The sequence below is a fragment of the Parvibaculum sp. genome (assembly GCF_049651025.1).
GTDB lineage: Bacteria > Pseudomonadota > Alphaproteobacteria > Parvibaculales > Parvibaculaceae > Parvibaculum.
Genome location: NZ_JBASBH010000077.1, coordinates 43,053 through 66,798 on the forward strand (window position 1 = coordinate 43,053; position 23,746 = coordinate 66,798).

At 61.2% G+C, this 23,746-nt stretch carries 25 protein-coding genes and 1 other RNA gene; 22 read left to right on the forward strand and 4 right to left on the reverse strand.

The annotated features are described in order from the left end of the window. Positions 1–5: 5 nt before the first annotated feature. Entirely contained in the window at positions 6–785 is a 780-nt protein-coding gene (locus WA943_RS10585) for a type 1 glutamine amidotransferase domain-containing protein (RefSeq protein WP_424469838.1), read from the reverse strand. A gap of 36 nt (positions 786–821) precedes the next feature. Further along, positions 822–1,177, reverse strand: a transfer-messenger RNA (tmRNA) gene (gene ssrA, locus WA943_RS10590). An 85-nt stretch (positions 1,178–1,262) separates the two neighbouring features. On the opposite strand from ssrA, the gene WA943_RS10595 reads away from it, so the two are divergent. From WA943_RS10595 to WA943_RS10645, 11 genes are all read left to right on the forward strand, one after another. Then, on the forward strand, positions 1,263–2,291 hold the full coding sequence (locus WA943_RS10595; RefSeq protein ID WP_424469839.1) for an extracellular solute-binding protein: 1,029 nt from the start codon (positions 1,263–1,265) through the stop codon (positions 2,289–2,291). Positions 2,292–2,298: 7 nt separating this feature from the next. Beyond that, positions 2,299–3,999 carry an ABC transporter permease gene (locus WA943_RS10600; protein WP_424469840.1) on the forward strand — a complete coding sequence of 567 codons (1,701 nt, stop codon included), beginning with the start codon at positions 2,299–2,301 and terminating at the stop codon, positions 3,997–3,999. A gap of 172 nt (positions 4,000–4,171) precedes the next feature. Next, positions 4,172–4,966, forward strand: a complete 795-nt coding sequence (locus WA943_RS10605; protein WP_424469841.1) for a thymidylate synthase — start codon at positions 4,172–4,174, stop codon at positions 4,964–4,966. Continuing rightward, positions 4,966–5,103 carry a hypothetical protein gene (locus tag WA943_RS10610; protein WP_424469842.1) on the forward strand — a complete coding sequence of 46 codons (138 nt, stop codon included), beginning with the start codon at positions 4,966–4,968 and terminating at the stop codon, positions 5,101–5,103. Before WA943_RS10605 ends, WA943_RS10610 begins: the two co-directional genes overlap by 1 nt. Continuing rightward, a complete protein-coding gene (locus WA943_RS10615) occupies positions 5,100–5,612 on the forward strand; it encodes a dihydrofolate reductase (protein ID WP_424469843.1) in 513 nt (170 codons plus the stop codon). The genes WA943_RS10610 and WA943_RS10615 overlap by 4 nt, the downstream gene beginning before the upstream one ends. Before the next feature lie 123 nt (positions 5,613–5,735). Further along, on the forward strand, positions 5,736–6,545 hold the full coding sequence (locus WA943_RS10620) for a dienelactone hydrolase family protein (protein WP_424469844.1): 810 nt from the start codon (positions 5,736–5,738) through the stop codon (positions 6,543–6,545). 42 nt (positions 6,546–6,587) lie between these two features. Next, a complete protein-coding gene (locus WA943_RS10625; RefSeq protein WP_424469845.1) occupies positions 6,588–7,697 on the forward strand; it encodes an S-(hydroxymethyl)glutathione dehydrogenase/class III alcohol dehydrogenase in 1,110 nt (369 codons plus the stop codon). A gap of 66 nt (positions 7,698–7,763) precedes the next feature. After that, entirely contained in the window at positions 7,764–8,321 is a 558-nt protein-coding gene (locus WA943_RS10630; protein ID WP_424469846.1) for a GNAT family N-acetyltransferase, read from the forward strand. Then, positions 8,318–9,577 carry a flavin monoamine oxidase family protein gene (locus tag WA943_RS10635; RefSeq protein WP_424469847.1) on the forward strand — a complete coding sequence of 420 codons (1,260 nt, stop codon included), beginning with the start codon at positions 8,318–8,320 and terminating at the stop codon, positions 9,575–9,577. Before WA943_RS10630 ends, WA943_RS10635 begins: the two co-directional genes overlap by 4 nt. A 95-nt stretch (positions 9,578–9,672) precedes the next feature. Continuing rightward, positions 9,673–10,590: an SMP-30/gluconolactonase/LRE family protein gene (locus WA943_RS10640; RefSeq protein WP_424469848.1), complete on the forward strand. Its 918-nt coding sequence runs from the start codon at positions 9,673–9,675 to the stop codon at positions 10,588–10,590. A gap of 134 nt (positions 10,591–10,724) precedes the next feature. Then, a complete protein-coding gene (locus tag WA943_RS10645; protein WP_424469849.1) occupies positions 10,725–11,081 on the forward strand; it encodes a hypothetical protein in 357 nt (118 codons plus the stop codon). A gap of 195 nt (positions 11,082–11,276) precedes the next feature. Here the strand turns inward: WA943_RS10645 and WA943_RS10650 are convergent, their stop codons facing one another. After that, positions 11,277–12,419 carry an Mrp/NBP35 family ATP-binding protein gene (locus tag WA943_RS10650; protein WP_424469850.1) on the reverse strand — a complete coding sequence of 381 codons (1,143 nt, stop codon included), beginning with the start codon at positions 12,417–12,419 and terminating at the stop codon, positions 11,277–11,279. 159 nt (positions 12,420–12,578) lie between these two features. Here WA943_RS10650 and hflK point away from each other — a divergent pair, with 159 nt between their 5' ends. The 4 genes from hflK (at position 12,579) to WA943_RS10670 (ending at position 16,380) form a co-directional block, all read left to right on the forward strand. Continuing rightward, a complete protein-coding gene (gene hflK, locus WA943_RS10655) occupies positions 12,579–13,742 on the forward strand; it encodes an FtsH protease activity modulator HflK (protein WP_424469851.1) in 1,164 nt (387 codons plus the stop codon). After that, complete coding sequence (hflC, locus tag WA943_RS10660) at positions 13,739–14,620, forward strand: protease modulator HflC (protein ID WP_424469852.1); 882 nt, start codon at positions 13,739–13,741, stop codon at positions 14,618–14,620. The genes hflK and hflC overlap by 4 nt, the downstream gene beginning before the upstream one ends. Positions 14,621–14,633: 13 nt before the next feature. After that, positions 14,634–14,819, forward strand: coding sequence for a DUF2065 domain-containing protein (locus WA943_RS10665; RefSeq protein ID WP_424469853.1), 186 nt, complete (start codon positions 14,634–14,636; stop codon positions 14,817–14,819). Positions 14,820–14,931: 112 nt separating this feature from the next. Beyond that, a complete protein-coding gene (locus tag WA943_RS10670) occupies positions 14,932–16,380 on the forward strand; it encodes a DegQ family serine endoprotease (RefSeq protein ID WP_424469854.1) in 1,449 nt (482 codons plus the stop codon). A 56-nt stretch (positions 16,381–16,436) separates the two neighbouring features. On the opposite strand, the gene serB is transcribed toward WA943_RS10670, so the two are convergent. Continuing rightward, complete coding sequence (serB, locus tag WA943_RS10675; RefSeq protein WP_424469855.1) at positions 16,437–17,324, reverse strand: phosphoserine phosphatase SerB; 888 nt, start codon at positions 17,322–17,324, stop codon at positions 16,437–16,439. Positions 17,325–17,349: 25 nt separating this feature from the next. Here serB and miaA point away from each other — a divergent pair, with 25 nt between their 5' ends. From miaA to WA943_RS10710, 7 genes are all read left to right on the forward strand, one after another. Then, complete coding sequence (gene miaA / locus WA943_RS10680; RefSeq protein WP_424469856.1) at positions 17,350–18,300, forward strand: tRNA (adenosine(37)-N6)-dimethylallyltransferase MiaA; 951 nt, start codon at positions 17,350–17,352, stop codon at positions 18,298–18,300. Positions 18,301–18,431: 131 nt separating this feature from the next. After that, positions 18,432–20,189: an acetolactate synthase 3 large subunit gene (locus WA943_RS10685; RefSeq protein ID WP_424469857.1), complete on the forward strand. Its 1,758-nt coding sequence runs from the start codon at positions 18,432–18,434 to the stop codon at positions 20,187–20,189. A gap of 82 nt (positions 20,190–20,271) precedes the next feature. After that, entirely contained in the window at positions 20,272–20,784 is a 513-nt protein-coding gene (gene ilvN, locus WA943_RS10690; RefSeq protein ID WP_424469858.1) for an acetolactate synthase small subunit, read from the forward strand. Between the two features lie 36 nt (positions 20,785–20,820). Then, positions 20,821–21,840 carry a ketol-acid reductoisomerase gene (gene ilvC / locus WA943_RS10695; protein WP_424469859.1) on the forward strand — a complete coding sequence of 340 codons (1,020 nt, stop codon included), beginning with the start codon at positions 20,821–20,823 and terminating at the stop codon, positions 21,838–21,840. A gap of 202 nt (positions 21,841–22,042) precedes the next feature. Beyond that, the gene (locus WA943_RS10700) at positions 22,043–22,729 is read left to right on the forward strand and encodes an aspartate/glutamate racemase family protein (RefSeq protein WP_424469860.1); all 687 of its coding nucleotides are present in this window, start codon (positions 22,043–22,045) and stop codon (positions 22,727–22,729) included. Between the two features lie 64 nt (positions 22,730–22,793). Next, positions 22,794–23,135 carry a cupredoxin domain-containing protein gene (locus WA943_RS10705; RefSeq protein WP_424469861.1) on the forward strand — a complete coding sequence of 114 codons (342 nt, stop codon included), beginning with the start codon at positions 22,794–22,796 and terminating at the stop codon, positions 23,133–23,135. A gap of 74 nt (positions 23,136–23,209) precedes the next feature. Continuing rightward, a partial coding sequence (locus tag WA943_RS10710; protein ID WP_424469862.1) for a hypothetical protein occupies positions 23,210–23,746 on the forward strand: 537 nt, incomplete at its 3' end.

A 23,746-nucleotide genomic window follows, 5' to 3' on the forward strand; every position in this document is an offset into this window, starting at 1 on the left:
CAAATTTATGTGGTCGATGCGGGGCGGCTCCTAGCTCTGGATTCAACAAGGGCGGCGAACTCTGTGCCGAAGCGGTGGGCGTCGCCCGGCCAGCGCGCCGAGAGATAGTTGCCATCCAGCACGGTGAAACCGCGATGCAGCTTGTCGGGCCTGTCACGCTTGATGGCGGTCGGGCCGGTCAGGAAATCATTCGGGCTGGCGAGCAGCGAGCGGATCTCGGTTTCAAGCGGCGTCGAATAGGTGCGGTAATAGTCTTTCATCCATGCCCGCGTCATGCCCCAGGCAATCAGCTCCTGCGAGCGGGTAAGGCCGGTGGTCCGCCGCCCGTGCAGAACGGATTTGCCGTTCGCCGCTTTCGAGCGCGCGACGAGCAAAGTGCCGTGGCAGATCGCGCCGACAGGTTTTCCGGTCGTGAAGAACTCCGCGACGACGGATTGCAGCTTTGCCGATTCGAGATAGGGCCGCATGCCCTTGGCGTGTCCGCCGGGAAGCAGGAGCGCGTCGAAATCTGCGGTCTGGATGTCGTCATATTTGATGGGCGATTTGAAAGCGGCGCTTTGCGCCATCGCCATATAGGCGGCGCGTCCGGCGGCATTGGCGCGCAGCATCTGGGCGAGAGGGCCAAGGCCCTTGCCCGTCACCATGATGGGGTCGGCAGCGCCCGGTTTTCCGTCCGGCGTCGCAAAGACCACATGATGGCCCTTGGCTTCGAGGATCGTCCAGGGAACGCCCGTTTCGGTTGGATCGAAATCACGCGAGGGGAGCGGCATCAGAATTGTCGCCACGATCTCGAATCCTTGAATGGCGTGGGAGGGGGGAGAAGTGGGGGTTTCTGTTGCCAGGCACCCCCGAGCCCCGCCTTAACCGGCTAAAGTTAAGGACTTCAATCGAAGTGCAGGCACTGCATTACGCAGCGACGGCAACCTCAGCATAGTTGTCATTGGCAACTATAAAACGGCCCGCTAACGGCGGAACCATACCGGGCAAAAGAACTACTTTTACACCCTCGTCGATCCTAGTTCGCCCCCAATGAACCCTGCCAGGACAGAGAGAAATTGGTGGAGGCGCCGGGTACCGCCCCCGGGTCCGAATGGCTTATTATGTAATCCGTTTATCGCCATAGTCAGCCGAAGCTGACGAGCCATATATAGGGCCTTGGTGGTGGAAATCAAAGTGCCGCTGGTCGAATGAAAATAGGCTTTTGATAATCATTAGCAATATGACTAAGGTGGTCTCCTTGAACACGAGGATGACCCCCTTCCATGCAGATCAAACGTTTTTTCCAGGCGGGCCTGCTGGCCGCGTCGGCCGTTATTTTCACCGGCGCCGCAGCGCAGGCGGCTGAAGAGATCAACATCTATACGACGCGCGAACCCGGCCTGATCGAGCCGCTGATCGCCGCCTACAAGGCGAAGACGGGTGTCGAGGTCAAAACGATTTTCATGAAAGACGGGCTGGCCGAGCGCGTGGCGGCGGAGGGCAAGAACTCGCCCGCCGATCTGTTGATGGCGGTCGATTTCGGCAACCTCGTCGATTTCGCCGACAAGGGCGTGACGCAAAGTGTTTCCTCGCCCGTGCTTGATGCGGCGGTGCCTGCCAATCTGCGCGACAAGGAAGGGCGCTGGTTTGCGCTGTCGTTGCGCGCGCGCATTCTTTATGCGGCCAAGAGCGAGAAGATCGAGAGGTTCACCTATGAGGCGCTTGCCGATCCGAAGTGGAAGGGCAAGATCTGCATTCGCTCCGGCCAGCATCCCTACAATACGGCGCTGGTCGCGGCCTATATCGCACATCACGGCGAGGCGAAGGCCGAGGCGTGGCTGCGCGGCGTGAAGGCGAACCTCGCGCGCAAACCCTCCGGCGGCGACCGCGATGTTGCTCGCGATATTCTGGGCGGCATTTGCGAAATCGGTATCGGCAATTCCTACTATGTCGGCCTGATGCGCAGCGGGAAGGGCAATCCGGAACAGAAGGCCTGGGGCGAAGCGATCGATGCCGTTCTGCCGAGCTTCGAAAACGGCGGTACGCATGTGAACGTGTCGGGCGCGGCGCTTGCCAGGAACGCGCCGCATAAAGAAGCGGCGGTGAAGTTCCTTGAGTTCCTCGTTTCGGACGAAGGGCAGCAGCTTTATGCGCAGGGGAACTTCGAATATCCGGTGAAGGCCGGCGCCCGCACCTCGCCGCTGATCGAGGCGCTTGGTACGCTGAAGGTCGATGCGCTTCCAATTGCAGACATTGCCAGGCATCGCGCGGCGGCGAGTGCGCTTGTCGACAAGGTCGGCTTCGACGGCTAACTCGCTCATGCAACCTGCTTTGAGCCTCCGCGCCGTTTTTGCGGCGAGCAATCTGTGGCTGGCCGGTTCGGCCGCCATAGCATTGCTCGTCGTGGCGCCGCTCGTCGTTCTTGGGTCGATTGCGGCGGAAGGCTCAGGCGAGTTGTGGCCACATCTCATGGCCTATGTGCTGCCACAATCGGCGATGCAGACGATCGTTCTGCTTCTCGGCGTCGGCGCTTTCGTGCTTGTCGTGGGCGTCGGTGCGGCCTGGACGGTGACGGCGTATGAATTTCCGGGGCGCAGGATACTCGAGTGGTCGCTATTGCTTCCGCTTGCCGTGCCGACCTATGTCGTTGCCTATGCCTATCTCGATATTCTGCATCCGCTCGGGCCGGTCCAGTCGCTCTTGCGCGATCTTCTCGGCATTGCCAGCCCGCGCGATTTGAAGTTGCCGGATATTCGCTCGCTTGGCGGATGCACATTGCTGCTTGGCCTCGTGCTTTATCCTTACGTCTATCTTTCCGCGCGGGCGATGTTCCTCTTGCAGGCTGGCAGCCTCATTGAAAGCGCGCGGATGCTGGGGGCGGGGCCCTTTGCGGTTTTCTGGCGCGTTGCTCTGCCTGCCGCTCGGCCCGGCATTGCGGTCGGCGGAAGCCTCGCGCTGATGGAAGCGCTGAACGACATTGGCGCGGCGCAGTTTCTTGGCGTGCAGACGCTGACGGTTTCGATTTATTCCACATGGGTCAATCGTTCGAGCCTGCCCGGTGCGGCGCAGATCGCACTGCTCATGCTGGCGATTGTGCTGGTGCTTATTCTGCTTGAACGCTGGGGGCGGCATCGCGATGAGGCGGTGGCGTCTGAAATCGCTGAAAGCATGGAACCGCGGCATATTCGCGGTTATCGCGGTGCGCTTATCTGCGGTGTGACGAGCCTGCCGGTCCTGCTCGGCTTCGTCGCGCCAGCGGCCTATCTGTTGATCGAGACGGTGAAGCGCATTCGCGTAGCGGGCGTGTCGCCTGCGATCATCACGGAGATCGGCAACACGGTTTCGATTGCCGCCATCTCCACCGTCGTCATCATCGTCACGGGCTTCTGCATTGCCTATGCCATGCGGGTGCGACCGGGGCGGGCGGCTGGCTTCTTCGCCCGCGTTTCGGCGCTCGGCTATGCCATTCCGGGCACGGTGCTCGCGATCAGTCTGCTCGCGCCGCTCGCCGCTTTCGACAATGCGGTGGATAGTTTTGCGCAGAACTGGTTTGGCATTTCGACGGGCCTGCTGCTTTCAGGGTCGGGAGCGGCGCTCATTTATGCCTATGCCGCGCGTTTCATGGTGATCTCGTCGGGCGGCATCGAGGCGGGGCTCAACAAGATTTCAGGCACGGTCGACGAAACGGCGCGGACGCTGGGTGCGGGGCGTGCGGCACTGATGCGCATGATCCATTTGCCGTTGCTGCGGCCTGCGCTGGCGACCGCCGCGCTGCTCGTCTTCGTCGATTGCATGAAGGAACTGCCTGCGACGCTTCTGCTGCGGCCATTCGACTTCGAGACGCTGGCAACGCATCTCTATGCGGAAGCGGCGCGGGGCACCTATGAGGACGGGGCCATTGCGGCTTTGCTGATCGTGGCCGTGGGGCTCGTGCCGATCATGCTGCTGTCCCGGCTGGCGCGGGCTGAGCCGTCAGAAGACAGCCTCGAGGAAGCGCCCTCCACACTTTTAAGGTTATAGGTCTTTGCTGGAGTCGATCGTCAGGCAGATCGTGAAAGACGATTGGATTCAGATGGATCGCTCGATTCGCGGAACCTAAGACTCCGGGAAAGGCTGAAACCATGCAGCCGATTGACGATGCGCCGGGCGGCGGCGCGCGTTAAACTGATGCACGAATCCCGGAGGCGGTCCCATGAAGCAATATCTCGACCTGATGGCCCATGTGCGCAGGCACGGCGTCAAAAAGACGGACCGGACAGGTACCGGCACGCTCAGCACTTTCGGCTGGCAGTCGCGCTACAATCTCGCCGACGGCTTTCCGATGGTGACCACGAAGAAGCTGCATCTGAAATCTATCGTGCATGAGCTTTTGTGGTTCCTCGCGGGCGACACGAACATTGCCTATCTCAAGGCCAATGGCGTCGGCATATGGGACGACTGGGCGGACGAGGCGGGCGATCTCGGCCCGGTTTACGGGCACCAGTGGCGCTCATGGCCGACGCCCGATGGCGGCAAGATCGACCAGATCAAGAATTTGATCGACCAGATCAAGCGCAATCCGGATTCGCGCCGTCTGATCGTTTCTGCGTGGAACGTCGCCGATGTCGACGATATGGCGCTGCCGCCATGTCATTGCCTGTTCCAGTTCTATGTCGCGGAGGGCAAGCTCTCCTGCCAGCTTTATCAACGCTCTGCGGATATTTTCCTCGGGGTGCCGTTCAACATCGCCTCTTACGCGCTGCTCACCATGATGGTCGCGCAGGTGACGGGGCTGGAGCCTGGCGAGTTCATTCACACGTTCGGCGACGCGCATCTCTATTCCAACCATCTGGAGCAGGCGGACAAGCAGCTCGCGCGCGAGCCGAAGCCCTTGCCGAAGATGCATATCAACCCCGATGTGACGTCGATCTTCGATTTCACCTATGACGATTTCCGGCTCGAAGGCTACGAGGCTCATCCGCATATCGCAGCGCCTATCGCGGTCTGATGAGGTTTCGCCAGAAACTTGTGGCGGCGCTGGCGACGTTGCTGGTTCTCGTTCTCGCAGCGGCGAGCATGGGGATCATTCTCTCCAAGATGCGGCCGATCACGACTGAGCGCCTCGTCGCACCGGATATTCAATGAGCCCCATTCATCTCAGCCTTTTCATCGCCATTGCAGAAAATGGTGTCATTGGACGCGATAATGCCATGCCGTGGCGGCTGTCATCCGATCTCGCGTACCTCAAGCGCATGACGATGGGCAAGCCGATCCTCATGGGTCGCAAGACATGGGAGAGTTTCCCCAGGCGCCCCTTGCCGGGGCGGCCCAATCTCGTCGTCACGCGGGATGGCGATTACGACGCGCCAGGCGCGGAAGTTTTCGCGAGCGTCGATGAGGCGGTTGCGCGTGCGGAGGCGCTGGCGCACGAGCTACAGGTCGATGAGATCATGGTGCTTGGCGGCGCGCAGATTTATGAGGCGTTGATCGGGCGCGCGACGCGGATTTATCTCACCGAAGTTCATGCATCCCCTGAAGGCGATACGAGGTTTGCCTTTGATCGCACGGGCTGGCGCGAAGTTTCGCGCGAACGGCATCAGGCGGGCGAGAAGGATAGTTCGGATTATTCGTTTGTGGTGCTGGAGCGGGGATAGCTCCATTTTCGGCGTCGCTCCGGGACTTGATCCCGGAGCCCATGGGCCGCGCAAGCGTCACGGAAGACAGATGGGTTCCGGGAACAAATCCCGGGACGACGGTATTGGGTGAGGATAGCCAGCATGACCACCGATGAAATGAAGCTCCCTGCGTCGCTCCATTACGTCACCTTTCCGTCGCTGCATGAAACGCCGCTGACGATTGCGGCGCGGCTCAGCATTCCCGCGGGTTCGGGCAAGCGCCCTGCGGTTTTGATCCTGCATGGATCGGCGGGGCCGTCGGCGCGCGAAGTTGGATATGCCGATGTGCTGAACGCTGCAGGCTTCATCACGCTGGAGCCGGATCAATGGGCGGCGCGTGGCCTCAAAGGCGGCGCGGAGGGCAGGCCGAAGACGATGGTCGAGACCGTGCCAGATGTTTACGGCGCGCGGGCGTTTCTGGCGGCGCATCCTTTGGTCGATGTATCGCGCATCGGCGTCATGGGGTTTTCCTTCGGCGGTGTCGCTTCGATGCTCGCTGCGACACACAAGCACAATGATGCGTTTCTACCGGGCGGGCATTTCGCGGCGTTCATGCCGTTTTATCCTGCCGCATGGACTTACAATCGCGTTCCGGGATTTGAGTTCGGCGATCTTGTCGATGCGCCGCTGCTGCTCGTCACGGGTGCGCTCGATCAATATGACAATGATCCGCATGTGACCGAAAAGCTTGTTGCTGGTCTGAGTGAGAAAGATCGGGCCAGGATCACGCTGAGGGTGATGGCGGACGCGCATCATTGCTTCGACATGCCGGGCGTCGATGTCACGGTCACCGATCCCTTCGGCAATCAGGGCAAGGGCGGCAGCGTCACCATGCGGCATAACCCGGCGGCGACGGCAGAGGCCCACAGGCTTGCGGTTGATTTCTTTTCGGGCGCGATGAAAAGTGCCTGATGCTAGGGTGCGCCCGAGGATATTTTTTCAAGGAGTAATGCGATGGACGTGCGTGCGGCGGTAGCTTTTGAAAAGGGTAAGCCGCTTGAAATCGAGACGGTGCAGCTTGAAGGCCCCAAGGCCGGTGAAGTGCTGATCGAGATCAAGGCGACGGGCATCTGCCACACCGACGCTTTCACGCTGTCGGGCGACGATCCGGAAGGCATGTTCCCCGCGATCCTCGGCCATGAAGGCGCGGGCGTCGTCGTCGAAGTCGGACCGGACGTGAAGTCGCTGAAAGTCGGCGATCATGTGATCCCGCTTTACACGCCTGAATGTCGCGAATGCAAAAGCTGCACGAGTCACAAGACCAACCTCTGCACCTCGATCCGCGCGACGCAGGGCAAGGGCTTGATGCCGGACGGCACGAGCCGCTTTTCCTACAAGGGGAAGCCTGTGCTGCATTACATGGGCTGCTCGACCTTCGCCAATTACACGGTGCTCCCGGAAATCGCATTGGCGAAAATCCGCAAGGACGCGCCCTTCGACAAGGTTTGCTATATCGGCTGCGGCGTCACGACCGGTATCGGCGCGGTGATGTTCACCGCGAAGGTTGAGCCGGGTGCGAATGTCGTCGTCTTCGGCCTTGGCGGCATCGGCCTCAATGTCATTCAGGGCGCCAGGATGGTCGGCGCGAATATGATCGTCGGCGTCGACATCAATCCCGATCGTCAGGCGCTTGCGCGCGCCTTTGGCATGACGCATTTCGTCAATCCGAAAGAGATCAAGGGCGACATTGTCGCGCATATCGTGGAACTCACGGGCGGCGGCGCGGATTACAGCTTCGAATGCATCGGCAATACGACGACGATGCGTCAGGCGCTTGAGTGCTGCCATCGCGGCTGGGGCGTTTCGACGGTGATCGGCGTTGCGGGCGCGGGGCAGGAGATTTCAACGCGGCCGTTCCAGCTTGTCACCGGGCGTGTGTGGAAGGGCTCTGCCTTTGGCGGCGCGCGCGGACGCACGGATGTGCCGCGCATCGTCGACTGGTACATGGACGGCAAGATCAATATCGACGATCTCATCACGCATGTGATGCCGCTTGAGGACATCAACAAGGGTTTCGACCTGATGCATGAAGGCAAGTCGATCCGGTCTGTCGTGGTGTTTTAGAGAAGCCGCAATTGCTACTGTCACCCCCGGCCTTGCGCCGGGGGTGACAGTAAGATGTTTGGTGTGATGCCCCTGAAAAAAGCCGCCATCACTCTTGTCATACCCAATGCCGAGCTTTTGCCCGGCTATGCGGATGCTTTGCGGCAAGGGTGGTCGCCGAACACCATGGTCGATGTCAGCGCCGACGAGTTGGCAGCGGTGGAGGCGGACCCGCAGGCGTTTCTCGCCGATCTCACATCGCCGGGCGGCGTGATCCGACATGCGGATGGCAGCGAGACGCCGCGTCTGCCCTCGCGCCTTTTCTGGATTTCGGACGGTGCGTTTTGCGGCGCCATAGGTCTGCGCTTTCAACCGGGTACAGAAGAGCTGCCGCATTTCGTGCCGGGGCATATCGGCTATTCCATCGTTCCGTGGAAACAGCGGCGCGGCTATGCGACGGCGGCGCTTGCGCTCATCTTGCCGATTGCACGGGCGGAGGGGCTGACCCGCGTCGTGGTGAGTTGCGATGCGGATAATGAGGCATCGGAAAAAGTCATCGTGGCAAATGGCGGCGTACTGATCGGCGATGTGCCGCACGATCCCGAGACGGGAAAGCCGAAGCTGATATTCCGGATCGCAACGTGAGCGGCGATGTCGACATCGCCATTGTCGGTGCGGGTGCAGCGGGGCTTGCGGCGGCGCGGCGCGCGCGAGATTTCGGCCTGTCCTTCGTCGTGCTGGAAGCCAAGAACCGCATTGGCGGGCGCGCGCATACCGACACGGAAACCTTCGGCACGGCATGGGATCGCGGCGCCCATTGGCTTCATTCGGCGGCGGTCAATCCGCTGACGCGAATGGCCGATGTCCTCGGACAGCCCTATCTGAAACGGGAAAGTTTCCGCAACCGCAATCTGCATCTCGGTACGCATTGGGCGGATATCGAAGAATGCGACGACTGCAATGCGGAGATGGATGCCGCCTTCGATGCGGTCGATGCGCTTGGTGGAAGCGGCCTCGATGTTCCGGTGTCGCAGGCGCTCGACGGATCGAGCCGCTGGTATCGCCTCATCGAGCATGTTCACGAAGCGATCAGCGCCTTTCCGCCGGAGCGGATTTCGGCGCTCGATCTTCATTGCTACTACGACAGCGGCGAGAACTGGCCGCTCATTCGCGGCTATGGCGCCTTGATTGAAGCCTGCGGCGCGAGCGTGCCTGTGTCGCTGGAGACGCCGGTGGACGAGATCGCATGGGCGGGGAAGGGCGTTCAGCTTGCGACGCCCAGGGGAACGATCAAGGCGCGCGCGGCCATCGTCACGGTTTCGACCAATGTGCTTGCGAGCGGGCGCATTCGTTTCTTGCCGGGTCTGCCGGTCGAGATGCAGCGCGCGCTTGAAGCCGTGCCGACCGGCTTTGCGGACAAGGTGGCGTTTCAGTTTTCGCGGGATGTCTTTGGGCTGCCGGATACGAGCTATGCGTCCTTCATGGATGAGCGCGATCCCGCGCGCCATGCGCTGAGCTTTCAGATCAGGCCATTCGGCAAGGAGCTGGCCATCGCCTATCTCGGCGGGCGTTTCGCCGGTGAGATGGAGCGGGCGGGCGAAGCGGCAATGGTGGACATGGCGCGCGCGGCGCTTGCAGACATGTTCGGTTCCGCGATCCTCGACCATCTGGTGAAGGTTGCCGCAACCCAGTGGGGCAATGATCCGCATACGATGGGCGCCTATGCCTGCGCCCTGCCGGGGCATGCGGATCAGCGGACGGTGCTGGCCCAGCCACTCGACGGGAAAATCTTTCTGGCGGGCGAGGCTGTGCATGCATCATGGTTTTCGACCGTGCAGGGGGCCTGGCTTAGCGGCATCGACGCTACGGAACGGGTGGCTCGCAGTTTGTTGCCGGTATGAACCATTGCTCTCCGCCCGTGCGCTCGCCAGAATGAGTGCATGAGAATTCGGCGTGGGAGGCATCCTCCCGCGTTGCAAAAAACAGGGAGGAATTCATGGCTGGAACAAAACTTGTCGCGGATGGACTGCAGTTTCCTGAAGGCCCGATCGCCATGCCGGATGGCAGCGTCATCCTCGTGGAGATCAAGCGCGGCACGCTGACCCGCGTGACGGCGGCGGGCAAGGTCGAAGTCATTGCCGAGCTTGGCGGCGGTCCGAACGGCGCGGCTATCGGCCCGGACGGTGCCTGCTATGTTTGCAACGATGGTGGCTTCGAGTGGCATGAACAAGGTGGCCTGACTATTCCGGGCGGCAAGCCTGCGAATTATTCGGGCGGGCGCATCGAGCGCGTCGATCTCAAGACCGGCGCGGTCAAGGTTCTCTATACCGAATGCAACGGCAATCCGCTGATCGGTCCGAACGACATCGTCTTCGACAAGGAAGGCGGCTTCTGGTTCACCGACCACGGCAAGACGGATGGCCGCATTCAGTATCGCGGCGGTCTTTATTACGCGAAGATCGACGGGTCCCTGATCAAGGAAATGGCTTTCCCGATTCTGAGCGCCAATGGCGTCGGCCTCTCGCCTGACGAAAAGACAGTCTATGTCGCCGACACTTATTCGGCGCGTCTTCTCGCTTTCGACATTACGGCGCCGGGAGAACTCGCGCCGCCGGACGGGCTTGGCGGTGCAGGGCGTTATGTCGGCGCTGCGCCGGGGCATACTTTCTTCGACAGTCTTGCTGTCGATGCCAAGGGCAATATCTGCGTTGCGACAATCCTCAATGGCGGCATCACGATCTTCTCGCCGGATGGCAAGAATAGCCATGTGCCGATTGATGATATTCTCGTCACCAATATCTGCTTCGGCGGAAAAGACCTGAAGACGGCCTATATCACGGCATCGTCCACAGGCAGGCTTCTGTCGATGGAATGGCAGACGCCCGGCTTGCCGTTGAACTTCCTCAATAAATGACACCCATGTGTCCGTGGCCGGAAACTCTGACTGCGGACACATCTTCGTCTTCACCTCGCCGTGTGAGCGTGGCAATATGCCCGCGCTTCAAATGGCCCCGCATTCAATGGGGGCCACAACCCGGGAGGACTAAGATGCGTCTTTTCTTCAGTGTGCTTGTTGCGTCAGTTGCGTTCACCGGTGCTGCCTTTGCCGACACCAATGCCTCGCTTTTCGGCAATACGGTTGTCATCACGTCGGCCAGCGGCGTCACCAAGGCGATGGTCAATGAAGACCACACCTATGAGACGGTTCTGCCTGACGGCAAGTCGGTGAAGGGGACGTGGGCGGCTGCGGGCGAGGAAACCTGCTACACGCAGACCGAGCCGGCACCTGCCGCAGATATGAAACCGTTCTGTACAAAGAACGAAGCGCGCAAGGTTGGCGATACCTGGGAGTCGAAGGGCCCGGACGGCACGACAGTGAAATTTGCACTGCAGGCCGGTCACTGATCCTTCGCCGGTTTATCGCGTTACGATCATCAGAATGGCCGGTCCCTCGGGGACCGGCCATTTTTTGTTCGTTCGCGTCTTAATGTCATCCCGGCTTTATGCCGGGATCCAGGGGTGGCAAATTTTGAGCAAGCGGCCCTGGACCCCGGGACAAGCCCGGGGTGACATCGGAGGTTTATAGAAGGCGACGACTGCTCACCCTTCAATCACGATCTTCGGTGCCTTGCGCGCCCGCGTGCCGAGCGCCTCATCAATATGCGCGCCGACTTTTGCCGCGATCTCGATGAAGATGCGCGCCTCCGGGCTGTCGGGCGCCGTGGCGACGATGGGTGTACCGGCATCTGATGTTTCACGCACCGACATATGCAGCGGCACTTCGCCGAGGAAATCGCAGCCGAGCTTTTCGGCCATGCGCCGCGCGCCGCCTTCGCCGAAGATGTAGGACTTCTCGCCCGAGCCGGGGCTGACGAAATAGGCCATGTTCTCGACGATGCCGAAGACGGGCACATGCGTCTTTTCAAACATCGCATAGCCCTTGCGCGCGTCGATCAGCGCGATTTCCTGCGGGGTCGAGACGACGACTGCGCCGGTCAGCGGCACGCGCTGGACCATGGTGAGCTGCGCGTCGCCGGTGCCGGGCGGCATATCGACGATCAGCACGTCAAGCTCGCCCCAGGCCACATCGGTCATCATCTGCGTCAGCGCCGATTGCACCATAGGGCCGCGCCAGATCATGGCTGTATCTTCCTCGACGAGGAAGCCGATCGACATTGTCTTGATGCCGTAATTCTCCATCGGCTTCAGCTTTTTGCCCTCGACTTCGGGCTTGCCCTTCAGGCCCAGCATGCGCGGGATCGAGGGGCCGTAAATATCGGCATCGAGCAGGCCGACGCGGCGGCCGAGCTTTGCGAGGCCGAGTGCGAGGTTGACGGCGACGGTCGACTTGCCGACGCCGCCCTTGCCGCTGGCAACCGCGACGATGGCGGCGACGCCGGGAATCTGGAGCGGGCCCTGGCGTTTCGGGGCCGGGCGGCCCTCGCCATGGGTGTGATCGTGGCCGTGATTGGGCTGCTGCGGGCGGGCGGCGGCACGGTGGGCGGTCAGAACGGCGGTGACGCTCAGCACACCGGGCAGCTTTCGCACGGCTTCTTCGCACTGGCGGCGCAGGGGCTCCATTGCCGGGCCGCGCTCGGGCGCGACCTCGACGCTGAAGCCGACATGGCCTTCGCGCAGCACCAGCCCATGAATGAGGCCTGCCGAGATGACATCCCTGCCTGCATCAGGGTCGACGATCCCTGTAAGCGCCTTGATGACATCTTCCTGGGTTACGCGGCTCATATTCTCTGTCTCTGGTTGAAATGCTGCAATGCGGAGGTCATATGATCGCACATATTCAGCGTAAAAAGGCGCTTGCGTTGCGCCTTGCGAGTGACTGTCATATAACCGCGTGGCGCGAAAACCAATCGGTTCCATCTTCTTCCATTCAAAGGATTTTTGATGCCCTGGAGCAATAATAACGGCGGCGGTGGCTGGCAGGGCGGAGGCGGTGGTAACAGAGGTCCATGGGGCCAAGGCCCATCGGGCGGCGGCCAGCAGCCCGACCTCGACGAGTTGATCCGCAAGGGTCAGGAAAAGCTCCGGGAAATGATCCCCGGCGGCACGGGCGGCGCTCGCGGCCTCATCCTCATCATTGTGGCGCTTGCCGTTCTGTTTCTTGCCTGGAGTTCGGTTTTCCGCGTGGATACCGACGAGCAGGGCATTGTGATGCGCTTTGGCAAATTCGCGCGCGCCGAGGAGCCCGGCCTGCACGTGAAGCTGCCTTACCCCATCGAGACGGTCGAAACGCCCAACGTCACGCGCATCAACCGTATCGACATCGGCATGCGCGATACGGGTGGAAGCTCGTCGGTCAATGTTGCCGAAGAGGGCCTGATGCTGACGGGTGACGAAAACATCGTTGACATCAGCTTCAGCGTCCGCTGGCGCATCGCGATCAATGGCGCGACGCAATATCTCTTCAATGTCGAAGATCCTGAACGCACCGTGAAGGCGATTGCCGAAAGCGCCATGCGCGAAGTGGTAGGCCAATCGAATATTCAGGCCTTGCTCACGACTGGTCGTGGCGATGTGCAGGAAAAGGTCAGGGGGCTGATGCAGCAGGCGCTCGACAGCTACAAGTCGGGCATCGAGATCACCGAGGTCCAGTTGCAGAACAGTAATCCGCCCTCCGCCGTTATCGATGCGTTCCGTGACGTGCAGGCGGCGCAGGCCGACCAGGAGCGTTTGCGCTTCGAGGCAAACACCTATGCCAATACCGTCGTGCCCAAGGCGCGCGGTCAGGCGGCGCAGATCACGCAGCGCGCGGAAGCCTATCGCGAGCAGATCGTGGCTGAAGCAGACGGCGAGGCGAAGCGCTTCCTGTCGATCTACACCGAGTACAAGAAGGCGAAAGACGTGACGCGCCAGCGCATGTATCTGGAGACGATGGAAGACGTATACGGCCGCATCAACAAGGTGCTGGTCGATCCGAGCGAGGGCGGCAAGGGCGTTCTGCCTTACCTGCCACTCTCGGGCCTCAAGCCTTCGGGCGCGGCGACTGCCGCGGGTGCCGATAGCGCTTCGGGTACAACGTCAGCCACCAGCTCGGAGAGCCGCCCATGAACAGGTCAGTAGCCGTCGGCGCGGGCGCCGCACTCGTCATCGCCTTCATCGTTCTTTCGTCAGCCCTTTTCACCGTCAACATGACGCAGCAGGCTATCGTGCTGCAGTTCGGTTCGCCGCGTGGAGACGTGATCACCGAGCCGGGCCTGCACTGGAAGCTGCCGTTCATCCAGAACGTCGTCTTCATCGACAAGCGCCTTCTCAACCTTGAGGCGCCTGCCGAAGAAATCACGGCCTCGGACCAGAAGCGTCTCGTGGTCGATGCTTTCGCGCGTTATCGCATTGCCGATGCGCTGAAGTTCTACCAGACGGTTCGCGATCCGCGCCTGACCGAGCAGCGGCTTCAGCCGACCTTCGGTTCGGCGCTCCGCAACACGCTGGGCGACAATACGCTTGAGGCGCTTGTGCGCGGCAATCGTGCGGGCCTGATGAAGAAGATTCAGCAGACCTTCAACACGGCGGCTGCCGATCTCGGCATCGAGATCGTCGATGTGCGCATTCGTCGCGCCGACCTGCCGGCTGCAAACAGCCAGGCGATTTTCCGTCGCATGCAGACGGAGCGCGAACGCGAGGCGGCAGAAATTCGCGCCAAGGGCCAGGAAGAGGCTCAACGGCTTCGCAGCCGCGCCGACCGTGACGTGACGGTGTTGCTGGCCGATGCCGAACGCGATGGCCAGATCCTTCGCGGTGAAGGCGACGCGACGCGGAGCAAGATCTACGCCGATGCTTTCGGACAGGATCCTGAGTTCTTTGCGTTCTATCGCTCCATGCAGGCTTACGAGAAAGGCCTGAAGGGCGACAACACGACGATGGTGGTGTCTCCCAATAGCGAATTCTTCCGTTATTTCGGCAACGCGAACGCCGGGGCCAAACGTTAGAATGGAAAACGGTGTGATTGAGCTGCTCTCGGCGCTGGGACTCGTCCTGGCGATCGAGGGCGCGCTCTATGCCGCTTTTCCGACTGTGATGCGTCGGGCGCTTGCGTCGCTTGGAACGCAGCCCGATCAGGCGCTGCGTTTCGGCGGGCTGCTCGCCCTTGCGACAGGTGTCGCGCTGGTCTGGATGGTTCGCGGATAATGGGACATCATCGGTCGGCATAGCTATGTGAGGCGGCCGGGCAACCGGCAGCGAGTGGGGGCGGGGAATGCGGGTGTCGTCATTGGTGAGCGCGGATAAAGCCGGCGGTCTCATGCGATGCGGGTTTGCGGCGGCGCTGCTTTTTGCAGCCGCAATTGTTGTTCCCGTTCAGCCGGCTTTTGCGCGCCCTTTACCGGCGAGCCTTGCCGATCTCGCGCAAAGGCTGTCGCCCGCCGTCGTCAATATTTCGACGTCGCAGACCTTGCCTGCAGGTGCGGAGCCCGACGCCGCGCTGCCGGATGAAAACGCTCCCGATGAAAATGGCGCGCCCGACGATGGGCAGACCTCGCCTTTCGGCGCGCCCGATCAGCCCGAAGCGCCCGGCGAAAAAGTGCAGTCGCTCGGTTCCGGTTTCGTGATCGATGCCGGTGGCATCATCGTCACCAACAATCATGTGATCGAAGGCGCCGACAAGATCGACGTTACATTCACCGACGGCACGACTTTGCCCGCCAAGGTTCTCGGCCGCGACGACAAGACCGACATTGCCGTTCTCAAGGTCGACACCAAGATGCGCCTGCCATTCGTGGTGCTGGGCGACAGCAACAAGATGCGCGTCGGCGACTGGGTGATGGCGATCGGCAATCCCTTCGGTCTTGGCGGCACAGTGACGGCGGGTATCGTTTCGGCGCTCAATCGCGATATTCACGCCGGTAGCTATGACGATTTCATCCAGACCGATGCCTCGATCAATCGCGGCAATTCGGGTGGGCCGCTGTTCAATCTTGCCGGTGAAGTGATCGGCATGAATACGGCGATCATCTCGCCGTCTGGCGAGAGCGTCGGCATCGGCTTTGCCACGCCTTCAAGCACGCTCATCTCGGTTGTCGACCAGATCGTCAAGCATGGCGAAATCAGGCGCGGCTGGATCGGCGTTCGCATTCAGATGGTGACGCCGGAAATCGCAGAGACGCTCGGGCTCAAGGAAACGCATGGGGCGCTTGTCGCAGGCGTGACGCCGGGCGGACCGGCGGAAGCCGCAGGTATCGAGACCGGCGATCTCATCATCGGGTTCGACGGGCAGAAGGTGCAGGAAATGCGCGATCTGCCGCGCGTCGTCGCTGAAACGGATATCGGCAAAAAGGCCAGGATCGATTTCATTCGCGGCGGCAAGCGGACCTCGCTTCAGGTGAAGGTCGGCCTGCTCAGCGAGCCGAAGGTCGCCAAGGACAAGAAGTCGCCAAAAGTGCCGCCGGTGATGGAAAAGACCCGCGCGCTCGGCCTCGACCTCATGGCGCTGACGCCGGACGTGCGCAAGCATTTCAACCTCCCGGCCGATGCGACAGGCGTTCTCGTCAGCGATGTTTCGCCCTCGAGCGCCGCTGCCGAAAAGGGCATCCGTCCGGGCGATCTCATTGTGCGTGTCGGTCAGGTCGATGTGACGACGCCGAAGCAATTCGTCGCGCGCATTGCCGAAGAGAAGAAGGCCGGGCGGACTTCGGTCCTGCTGCGCGTCGTCACGGGCAAGGATCCGCGCTTTGTCGCGGTGCCGGTGGAGTAGAGGTTTTCTGATTTCGTTTTGTCACCCCAGAACAAGCCCGGGATGACGGCAGAAGATTACACCTCGACGATGTCGTCCTCGCGGTAGCCCTGCATATAAAGCAGCGCTGTCAGATCGCCGTGATCGATGCGGGCATCCGCCGCTTCAGCAACCACGGGCTTTGCGTGGAACGCCACACCGAGGCCTGCTTCCTCGATCATGCCGAGATCGTTCGCGCCGTCGCCGACTGCCAGCGTCTCATGCCGCTTGAGGCTCAGTTCCTCGCGGAGCTTGATCAGCGCGTCGATCTTGGCTTCGCGGCCAAGGATCGGCTCGGCGATGCCGCCCGAGAGCTTGCCGTCGATGAAAACCAGTCTGTTGGCCTGATTGGTGTTGAAGCCCACCGAATGGGCCACGCGTTCGGTGAAGAAGTTGAAGCCGCCGGAGACGAGGGCGCAAGCATGGCCATGCGCGCGCATGGTGCGGACAAGCGCGCGGCCGCCCGGCGTTTCGGTGATGCGTTCGTGATAGACCTTTTCGAGTGCTTCGAGGGGCAAGCCTTTCAGCAATCCGACGCGCTCGCGCAGCGCGGGCTCGAAGGCGATCTCGCCCTGCATGGCGCGTTCGGTAATCGCGGCGATCTGTTTTTTGATGCCGAGTTCTGCGGCAAGCTCGTCGATGCATTCCTGCTGGATGATGGTCGAATCCATATCGGCGACGAGCAGCTTCTTGCGCCGTCCCTCAGTGGGCTGCACGACGATGTCGAGGTTGGCGGAGGCGAGATGGGCGCGCAATGCGGATTCGGGCCGCTTGCCGCCTTCACTCTCGAATTCGATATCGCAGGCCATGCCCTTTGCGAGCCAGTTCGGCGCGGTGGCTTGCGGTAAAATTTCGAAGGCAGCTTCGACATGTTCGTCGCGCAGTGACGCGGCGCTGTTGCCTATGAGGGTGAGGGTGTATTTCATCGGGGCAAACCGGAGACTGAACGAATTGAACGAACCGCTGAAGACTGAAGGCGCAATCCTTATTGCAGGGCCGACCGCAAGCGGCAAGTCCGCGCTGGCGCTCGCCCTTGCCGAGCGTCTGGGCGGCGAGATCGTCAATGCCGATTCCATGCAGGTTTACCGCGAATTGCGCGTTTTGACAGCACGGCCGTCGCGCGACGAAGAGGCGCGTGCGCCGCATCACCTCTATGGCGTGTTGAGCGGCAGCGAGCATTGCTCGGCGGGCAAGTGGTCGCGCATGGCGCTGGAGGTTCTGTGCGACATAGAGGCGCGGGGGCGCGTTCCGATCATTGTCGGCGGCACGGGGCTTTATTTCCGGGCGCTGACCGAGGGTCTGTCGCCGATCCCCGCCATTCCCGACGATATTCGCGAGGCGGTGCGGGCGGAAGTCGCGGCAGCGGGCGAGGGGGCGCATGACCTGCTTGTCGATGCCGATCCGGAACTTGCCATCGTCATTCGGCCTTCCGACCGGCAGCGGATCGCGCGCGGGATCGAGGTTGCGCGCGGCACGTCCAGACTTTTGAGCCAATGGCACAAGGAGCCGCCCGCACCGCTTCTTGTCGGTCGGCTGGCGAAAATCGTTCTCGCGCCGGATCGTGACTGGCTCAAACGGCGCTGCGATGCGCGTTTCGAGGCCATGATAGGCGAGGGCGCGGTGGACGAAGCCCGTGCGCTCGGCGATCTTGGGCTCGACCCCGGTTTGCCGCTGATGAAGGCGCTTGGATTGCGACCTCTGATCGACTATGCCTCTGGAAATATTGATCTTTCCGACGCCGTTGCACGGGGGCAGGCAGAGACGCGGGCCTATGCCAAGCGGCAGGAGACCTGGTTCCGCACTCAGATGATTGCGTGGAATCGGCATTCTGCGCAAGATTCGGAAAGATTAACGTCAATTATCTTTTCATTTGTTGACGAATTGGGGTTGACCCGCAAATGAGCCAGCGTTAGGTTGCCCGCGGTTTTAACGGCGTAGTATCGCGTTCGACTTCTTCATGTCCCGGCCTGATCGGGTCGTGGCGGTGGCGATCAGCAGATGTCGCCGGTCGTATACGAAGAAGGAACGCAGTCATGGCCGCCCAGGAACTTACAGGCGCGGAAATCGTCATCAAGGCGCTCACCGATCAGGGCGTGGACACGATATTCGGCTATCCGGGCGGCGCGGTGCTTCCGATCTATGACGCGCTGTTTCAGCAGAACAAGATTCGCCACATTCTCGTCCGCCATGAGCAGGGCGCGGTTCATGCCGCCGAGGGTTATGCGCGCTCGACCGGCAAGCCCGGCGTCGTGCTGGTCACGTCCGGTCCCGGTGCGACCAACGCCGTCACCGGCCTCACCGACGCGTTGATGGATTCGATCCCGATCATCTGCCTCACGGGGCAGGTGCCGACGCATCTGATCGGCACGGACGCATTTCAGGAATGCGATACGGTCGGCATCACGCGGCCCTGCACGAAGCACAACTGGCTCGTCAATTCGGCGAAAGAGCTGACGCGCGTCATGCATGAGGCTTTCTATGTCGCGACGAATGGCCGTCCGGGCCCGGTCGTCATCGACATTCCGAAGGATGTGCAGTTCCAGAAGGCCGAATATGTCGGCCCGCAGAATGTCGTTCACAAGACATACCGTCCGCGCGTCAAGGGCGATATCGAGGCGATCAAGCAGGCGATCGATCTCATCGCCAAGGCGAAGCGCCCGATCTTTTACACCGGCGGCGGCATCATCAATTCCGGCCCGCTTGCGAGCCAGTTGCTGCGCGAATTCGTCAAGCTGACCGGCTATCCGATTACCTCGACGCTGATGGGCCTTGGCGCCTTCCCCGCGAGCGATCCGCAATGGCTCGGCATGCTCGGCATGCATGGCACCTTTGAAGCCAACAACGCCATGCATGATTGCGACGTGATGATCAATCTCGGCGCGCGGTTCGACGACCGCGTGACTGGGCGTATCGACGCCTTCTCGCCGGATTCCAAGAAGATCCATGTCGATATCGACGCCTCGTCGATCAACAAGATCGTTCACGTCGATGTCGGCATCATCGGCGATGCGGCCCATGTGCTTGAAGACATGCTGCGCATCTGGAAGGCGAAAGTCTGCAAGCCGGACAAGGCGGCGCTTGCTGCCTGGTGGGCGCAGATCGACACGTGGCGCGCGCGCAAGTCGCTCAGCTTCAATCAGACGGGCGACGTCATCAAGCCGCAATATGCGGTTCAGCGGCTCTATGAACTGACCAAGGATCGCGACACCTACATCACGACCGAAGTCGGTCAGCATCAGATGTGGGCGGCGCAGCACTATCATTTCGAAAAGCCGAACCACTGGATGACATCCGGCGGCCTCGGCACGATGGGCTACGGGCTTCCAGCCGCCGTCGGCGTGCAGATTGCGCATCCGGACGCTCTCGTCATCGACATTGCGGGCGAAGCCTCTATCCAGATGTGCATGCAGGAAATCTCGACGGCGGTGCAGTTCCGCCTGCCGGTCAAGATTTTCATCCTGAACAACGAATATATGGGCATGGTGCGCCAGTGGCAGCAGTTGCTCCATGGCGGGCGCTACTCGCATTCCTATTCGGAATCGCTGCCCGATTTCGTCAAGCTGGCCGAGGCCTATGGGGCGACGGGCATCCGCGCGAAAACGGTCGGCGAGCTCGACGACAAGATCAAGGAGATGATCGCGGCTCCGGGGCCGGTCATTTTCGACTGCTGCGTGGACCAGCTTGAGAATTGCTTCCCCATGATCCCGTCCGGCGCTGCCCATAATGAGATGATTTTGGGCGACGATAGCGAGGCGGCAACCGTCACGGAAGAGGGCAAGATGCTCGTTTAAAGCTCTTGTTCCCTCCCGTCTGCGGGCGGGCTTGAGCAAAAAGAGCTTCCCACCTCCCTCTAATCCCAATACAGAGACGCGCATGAGCACCGAAAACAAGATCGAACGGCATACGATCGCCGTCCTCGTGGACAACGAGGCGGGCGTCCTTGCGCGCGTCATCGGGCTTTTTTCGGGCCGGGGTTACAATATCGAGAGCCTGACGGTGGCCGAAGTCGATCAGACAGGGCATACCTCGCGCATCACGATCGTCACCCGGGGCACGCCCATGGTGATCGAACAGATCAAGGCGCAGCTCGAACGGCTGGTTCCGGTGCACAAGGTCGTGGACCTGAGCAGCGACAAGCCGGGCATCGAGCGCGAAATGGCGATGGTCAAGGTCGCCGGCACTGGCGACAAACGTGTGGAGGCGCTGCGTCTGGCAGATGCTTTTCGCGCCCGTGTCATTGATACGACGCTCTCCTCCTTCGTTTTCGAAGTGACGGGCGCGCCGGAGAAGATCGACGCTTTTGTCGGATTGATGAGGCCGCTTGGCCTCGTGGATGTGTCGCGGACCGGGGTTGTCGCCATCGCGCGCGGCCCGGAAGCGATGTAACGAACAACTTACGCAGATACGAAAAGGACGAGAGCCATGCGCGTTTATTATGATCGCGACGCAGATGTGAACCTCATCAAGGGCAAGAAAGTCGCAATCGTCGGCTATGGCAGCCAGGGCCATGCACATGCGCTCAACCTGCGCGACAGCGGCGCCAAGGAAGTGGCCGTTGCGCTCCGCGAAGGCTCGGCAACTGCGGCGAAGGCCGAAGGCGAGGGCCTGAAGGTTCTCTCCGTCGCCGATGCGGCGAAGTGGGCCGATGTCGTGATGATGCTGACGCCGGACGAACTTCAGGGCGACATCTATCGCGATCACCTGCATGCGAACCTGAAGCCGGGCGCGGCGCTGCTTTTCGCGCATGGCCTCAACATCCATTTCAACCTGATCGAGCCGCGCGCGGATATCGACGTGCTGATGGTTGCGCCCAAGGGCCCCGGCCACACGGTGCGTTCGGAATATAAGCGTGGCGGCGGCGTGCCTTGCCTCATCGCCGTCCATCAGGACGCGAGCGGCAATGCCCATGACGTCGGCCTGTCCTATGCGTCGGCCATCGGCGGCGGGCGTGCGGGCATCATCGAGACGACGTTCCGCGAAGAATGCGAGACGGACCTTTTCGGCGAGCAGGTCGTGCTTTGCGGCGGTCTGGTCGAACTCATCCGTGCCGGTTTCGAGACGCTGACCGAAGCGGGCTATGCGCCGGAAATGGCTTATTTCGAGTGCCTGCACGAAGTGAAGCTCATCGTCGACCTCATCTATGAGGGCGGCATCGCGAACATGAACTACTCGATCTCGAACACGGCCGAATATGGCGAATACGTCACCGGCCCGCGCATCATCACGTCGGAAACGAAGGCGGAAATGAAGCGTGTGCTGAACGACATTCAGACCGGCAAGTTCACGCGCGACTGGATGCTTGAAAACAAGGTCAACCAGACCAGCTTCAAGGCGACGCGCGCCGCTGCCGCTGCTCACCCGATTGAAGAAGTCGGTGCGAAACTGCGCGCCATGATGCCGTGGATCGCCGCGAACAAACTCGTAGACAAGGCCAAGAACTAACGCGATTTAGCGATAGCCTTACGTGTTCTGAAAGGCCTTCCGCGAAAATCGCGGAGGGCCTTTTTCTTTTGCCTGGGTTCCTCATCCTGAGGAGCGGACCGAAGGGCCGCGTCTCGAAGGATGGCGGCGGGTTCTGTGGCCTCGTCCTTCGAGACGCCGCTTCGCGGCTCCTCAGGATGAGGGTTTTATAGAGGAGAGAAGCATGCCTCCTGCCCATATTCGTCACGGTGCCGCCATTGCCTTTCTGCATACGGCAGCGATCCATATCGAGACCTTCAACGAGTTGGGCCGCGAGCTTGCGCCGGAGCTGACGCTTGCTCATGCGGTGCGCGAGGATTTGCTCAGCGCGGCGGAGAAAGCGGGCTTTGTCACACCCGCGCTCGATCTGAAGACGCAAGAAGCGCTTGTCGCTCTTGCCGAAGGCGGTGCGCGCGTCGTCGTCTGCACCTGCTCGACGCTGGGCGCGAGCGCTGAAGCTGCGGCAGCAGATGTGCCGGTGCCGATTCTGCGCATCGACCGGGCGATGGCCGATCTTGCGGTCAAGACAGGCACGCGCATCGGCGTCGCCGCCTGCATTCCGGCGACCGTGCCCAACACGCAAACCTTGCTGCGTTCGTCTGCCGCGCGGGCGGGGCGCGAGGTCGAGATCACGACCTTTGTTTTCGACGATGTCTGGACGCTCTTCCGCGAAGGTAGGCTCGGCGATTACTACGAGGGCATAGCCTCGCGGCTTGCCGAGGCTGCGCGCGATGTCGATGTGCTGGTTCTGGCGCAAGCCTCCATGGCGCCTGCCGCAGCGCTTTGCGTCGCGCTGCAGGTGCCGGTGCTTTCAAGTCCGCGTATCGGCTTTGAAGAGGCGGTGCGGCTGGCGCGGCAAGATGCGCATTGACAGGTATTAAGAAGCATTATCAGATGCCTGGGCGTTATAACAGCGTTTAACAGGCAGAAAAATAATGCGGATATCCTTGGCGATTGCCGGAGTTGCAGCATTTCTGACATTCGGCGCGGCAAGCGCCTTTGCGGCGGACGAGCCGCCCGTATTTGAACTGACGATCAAGGATCACAAGTTCGAGCCGACGACGCTTGAAATTCCGGCGCATAAGGAAGTGAAGCTCATCGTCAAAAATCTCGACGAGACGGCGGAAGAATTCGAGTCCTATGACTTCAACCGCGAAAAGATCATCGCGGGTGGCGGGCAGGGCATCTTCTTCCTGGAGCCGATGGAGCCGGGTTCCTACAAGTTTTTCGGTGATTTCCATGCAGACACAGCGCAAGGCGTGCTCGTCGTGAAGTGAGCTGCGTTCAAGGGGGCGTTAAAATTTCCACATATAGTCGCGGTACGAAGGTTCTTGCTTCATCGGCGTTGGGCGTGGCGCTGGCCATGCTCGCGGGTGGCGATGCATCGGCTGCAGCAGTGAAAGTCTATTCGCCCTATGTGGAGCAAGGCGAGGTCGAGGTCGAATATCAGACCTATCGCACCTTCGACAGCGACAGCGCCAAGGACGATGAGCAGAAACATAAGGTTTCCATCGGCTATGGCGTCACCAGCTTCTGGGCGACGGAAGTTTACGGCATCTGGAAGAAAGACTCCGGCGGTTCGATGCATTTCGATGCGACGGAGTGGGAAAACCGTTTTCAGCTCACGGAGCGCGGCGAGTATTTCGTCGATCTCGGATTTCTCGTTGAGTATGAGCATGTCCGCGATCGGCAGGGCGACTCCGACGAACTGGCCTTCGGCCCGCTCATCGCCAAGGATATCGGCCGCACGACAACGACAGCCAATCTGATTTTCGAGCGCCAGCTTGGATCGCATGGCGATAGCGGCCTTGCGTTCACGTATCGTCTGCAGGAACGCTGGCGGCTTCATGAAGCCTTCGAGCCTGCCATCGAAGCCTATGGGGAAATG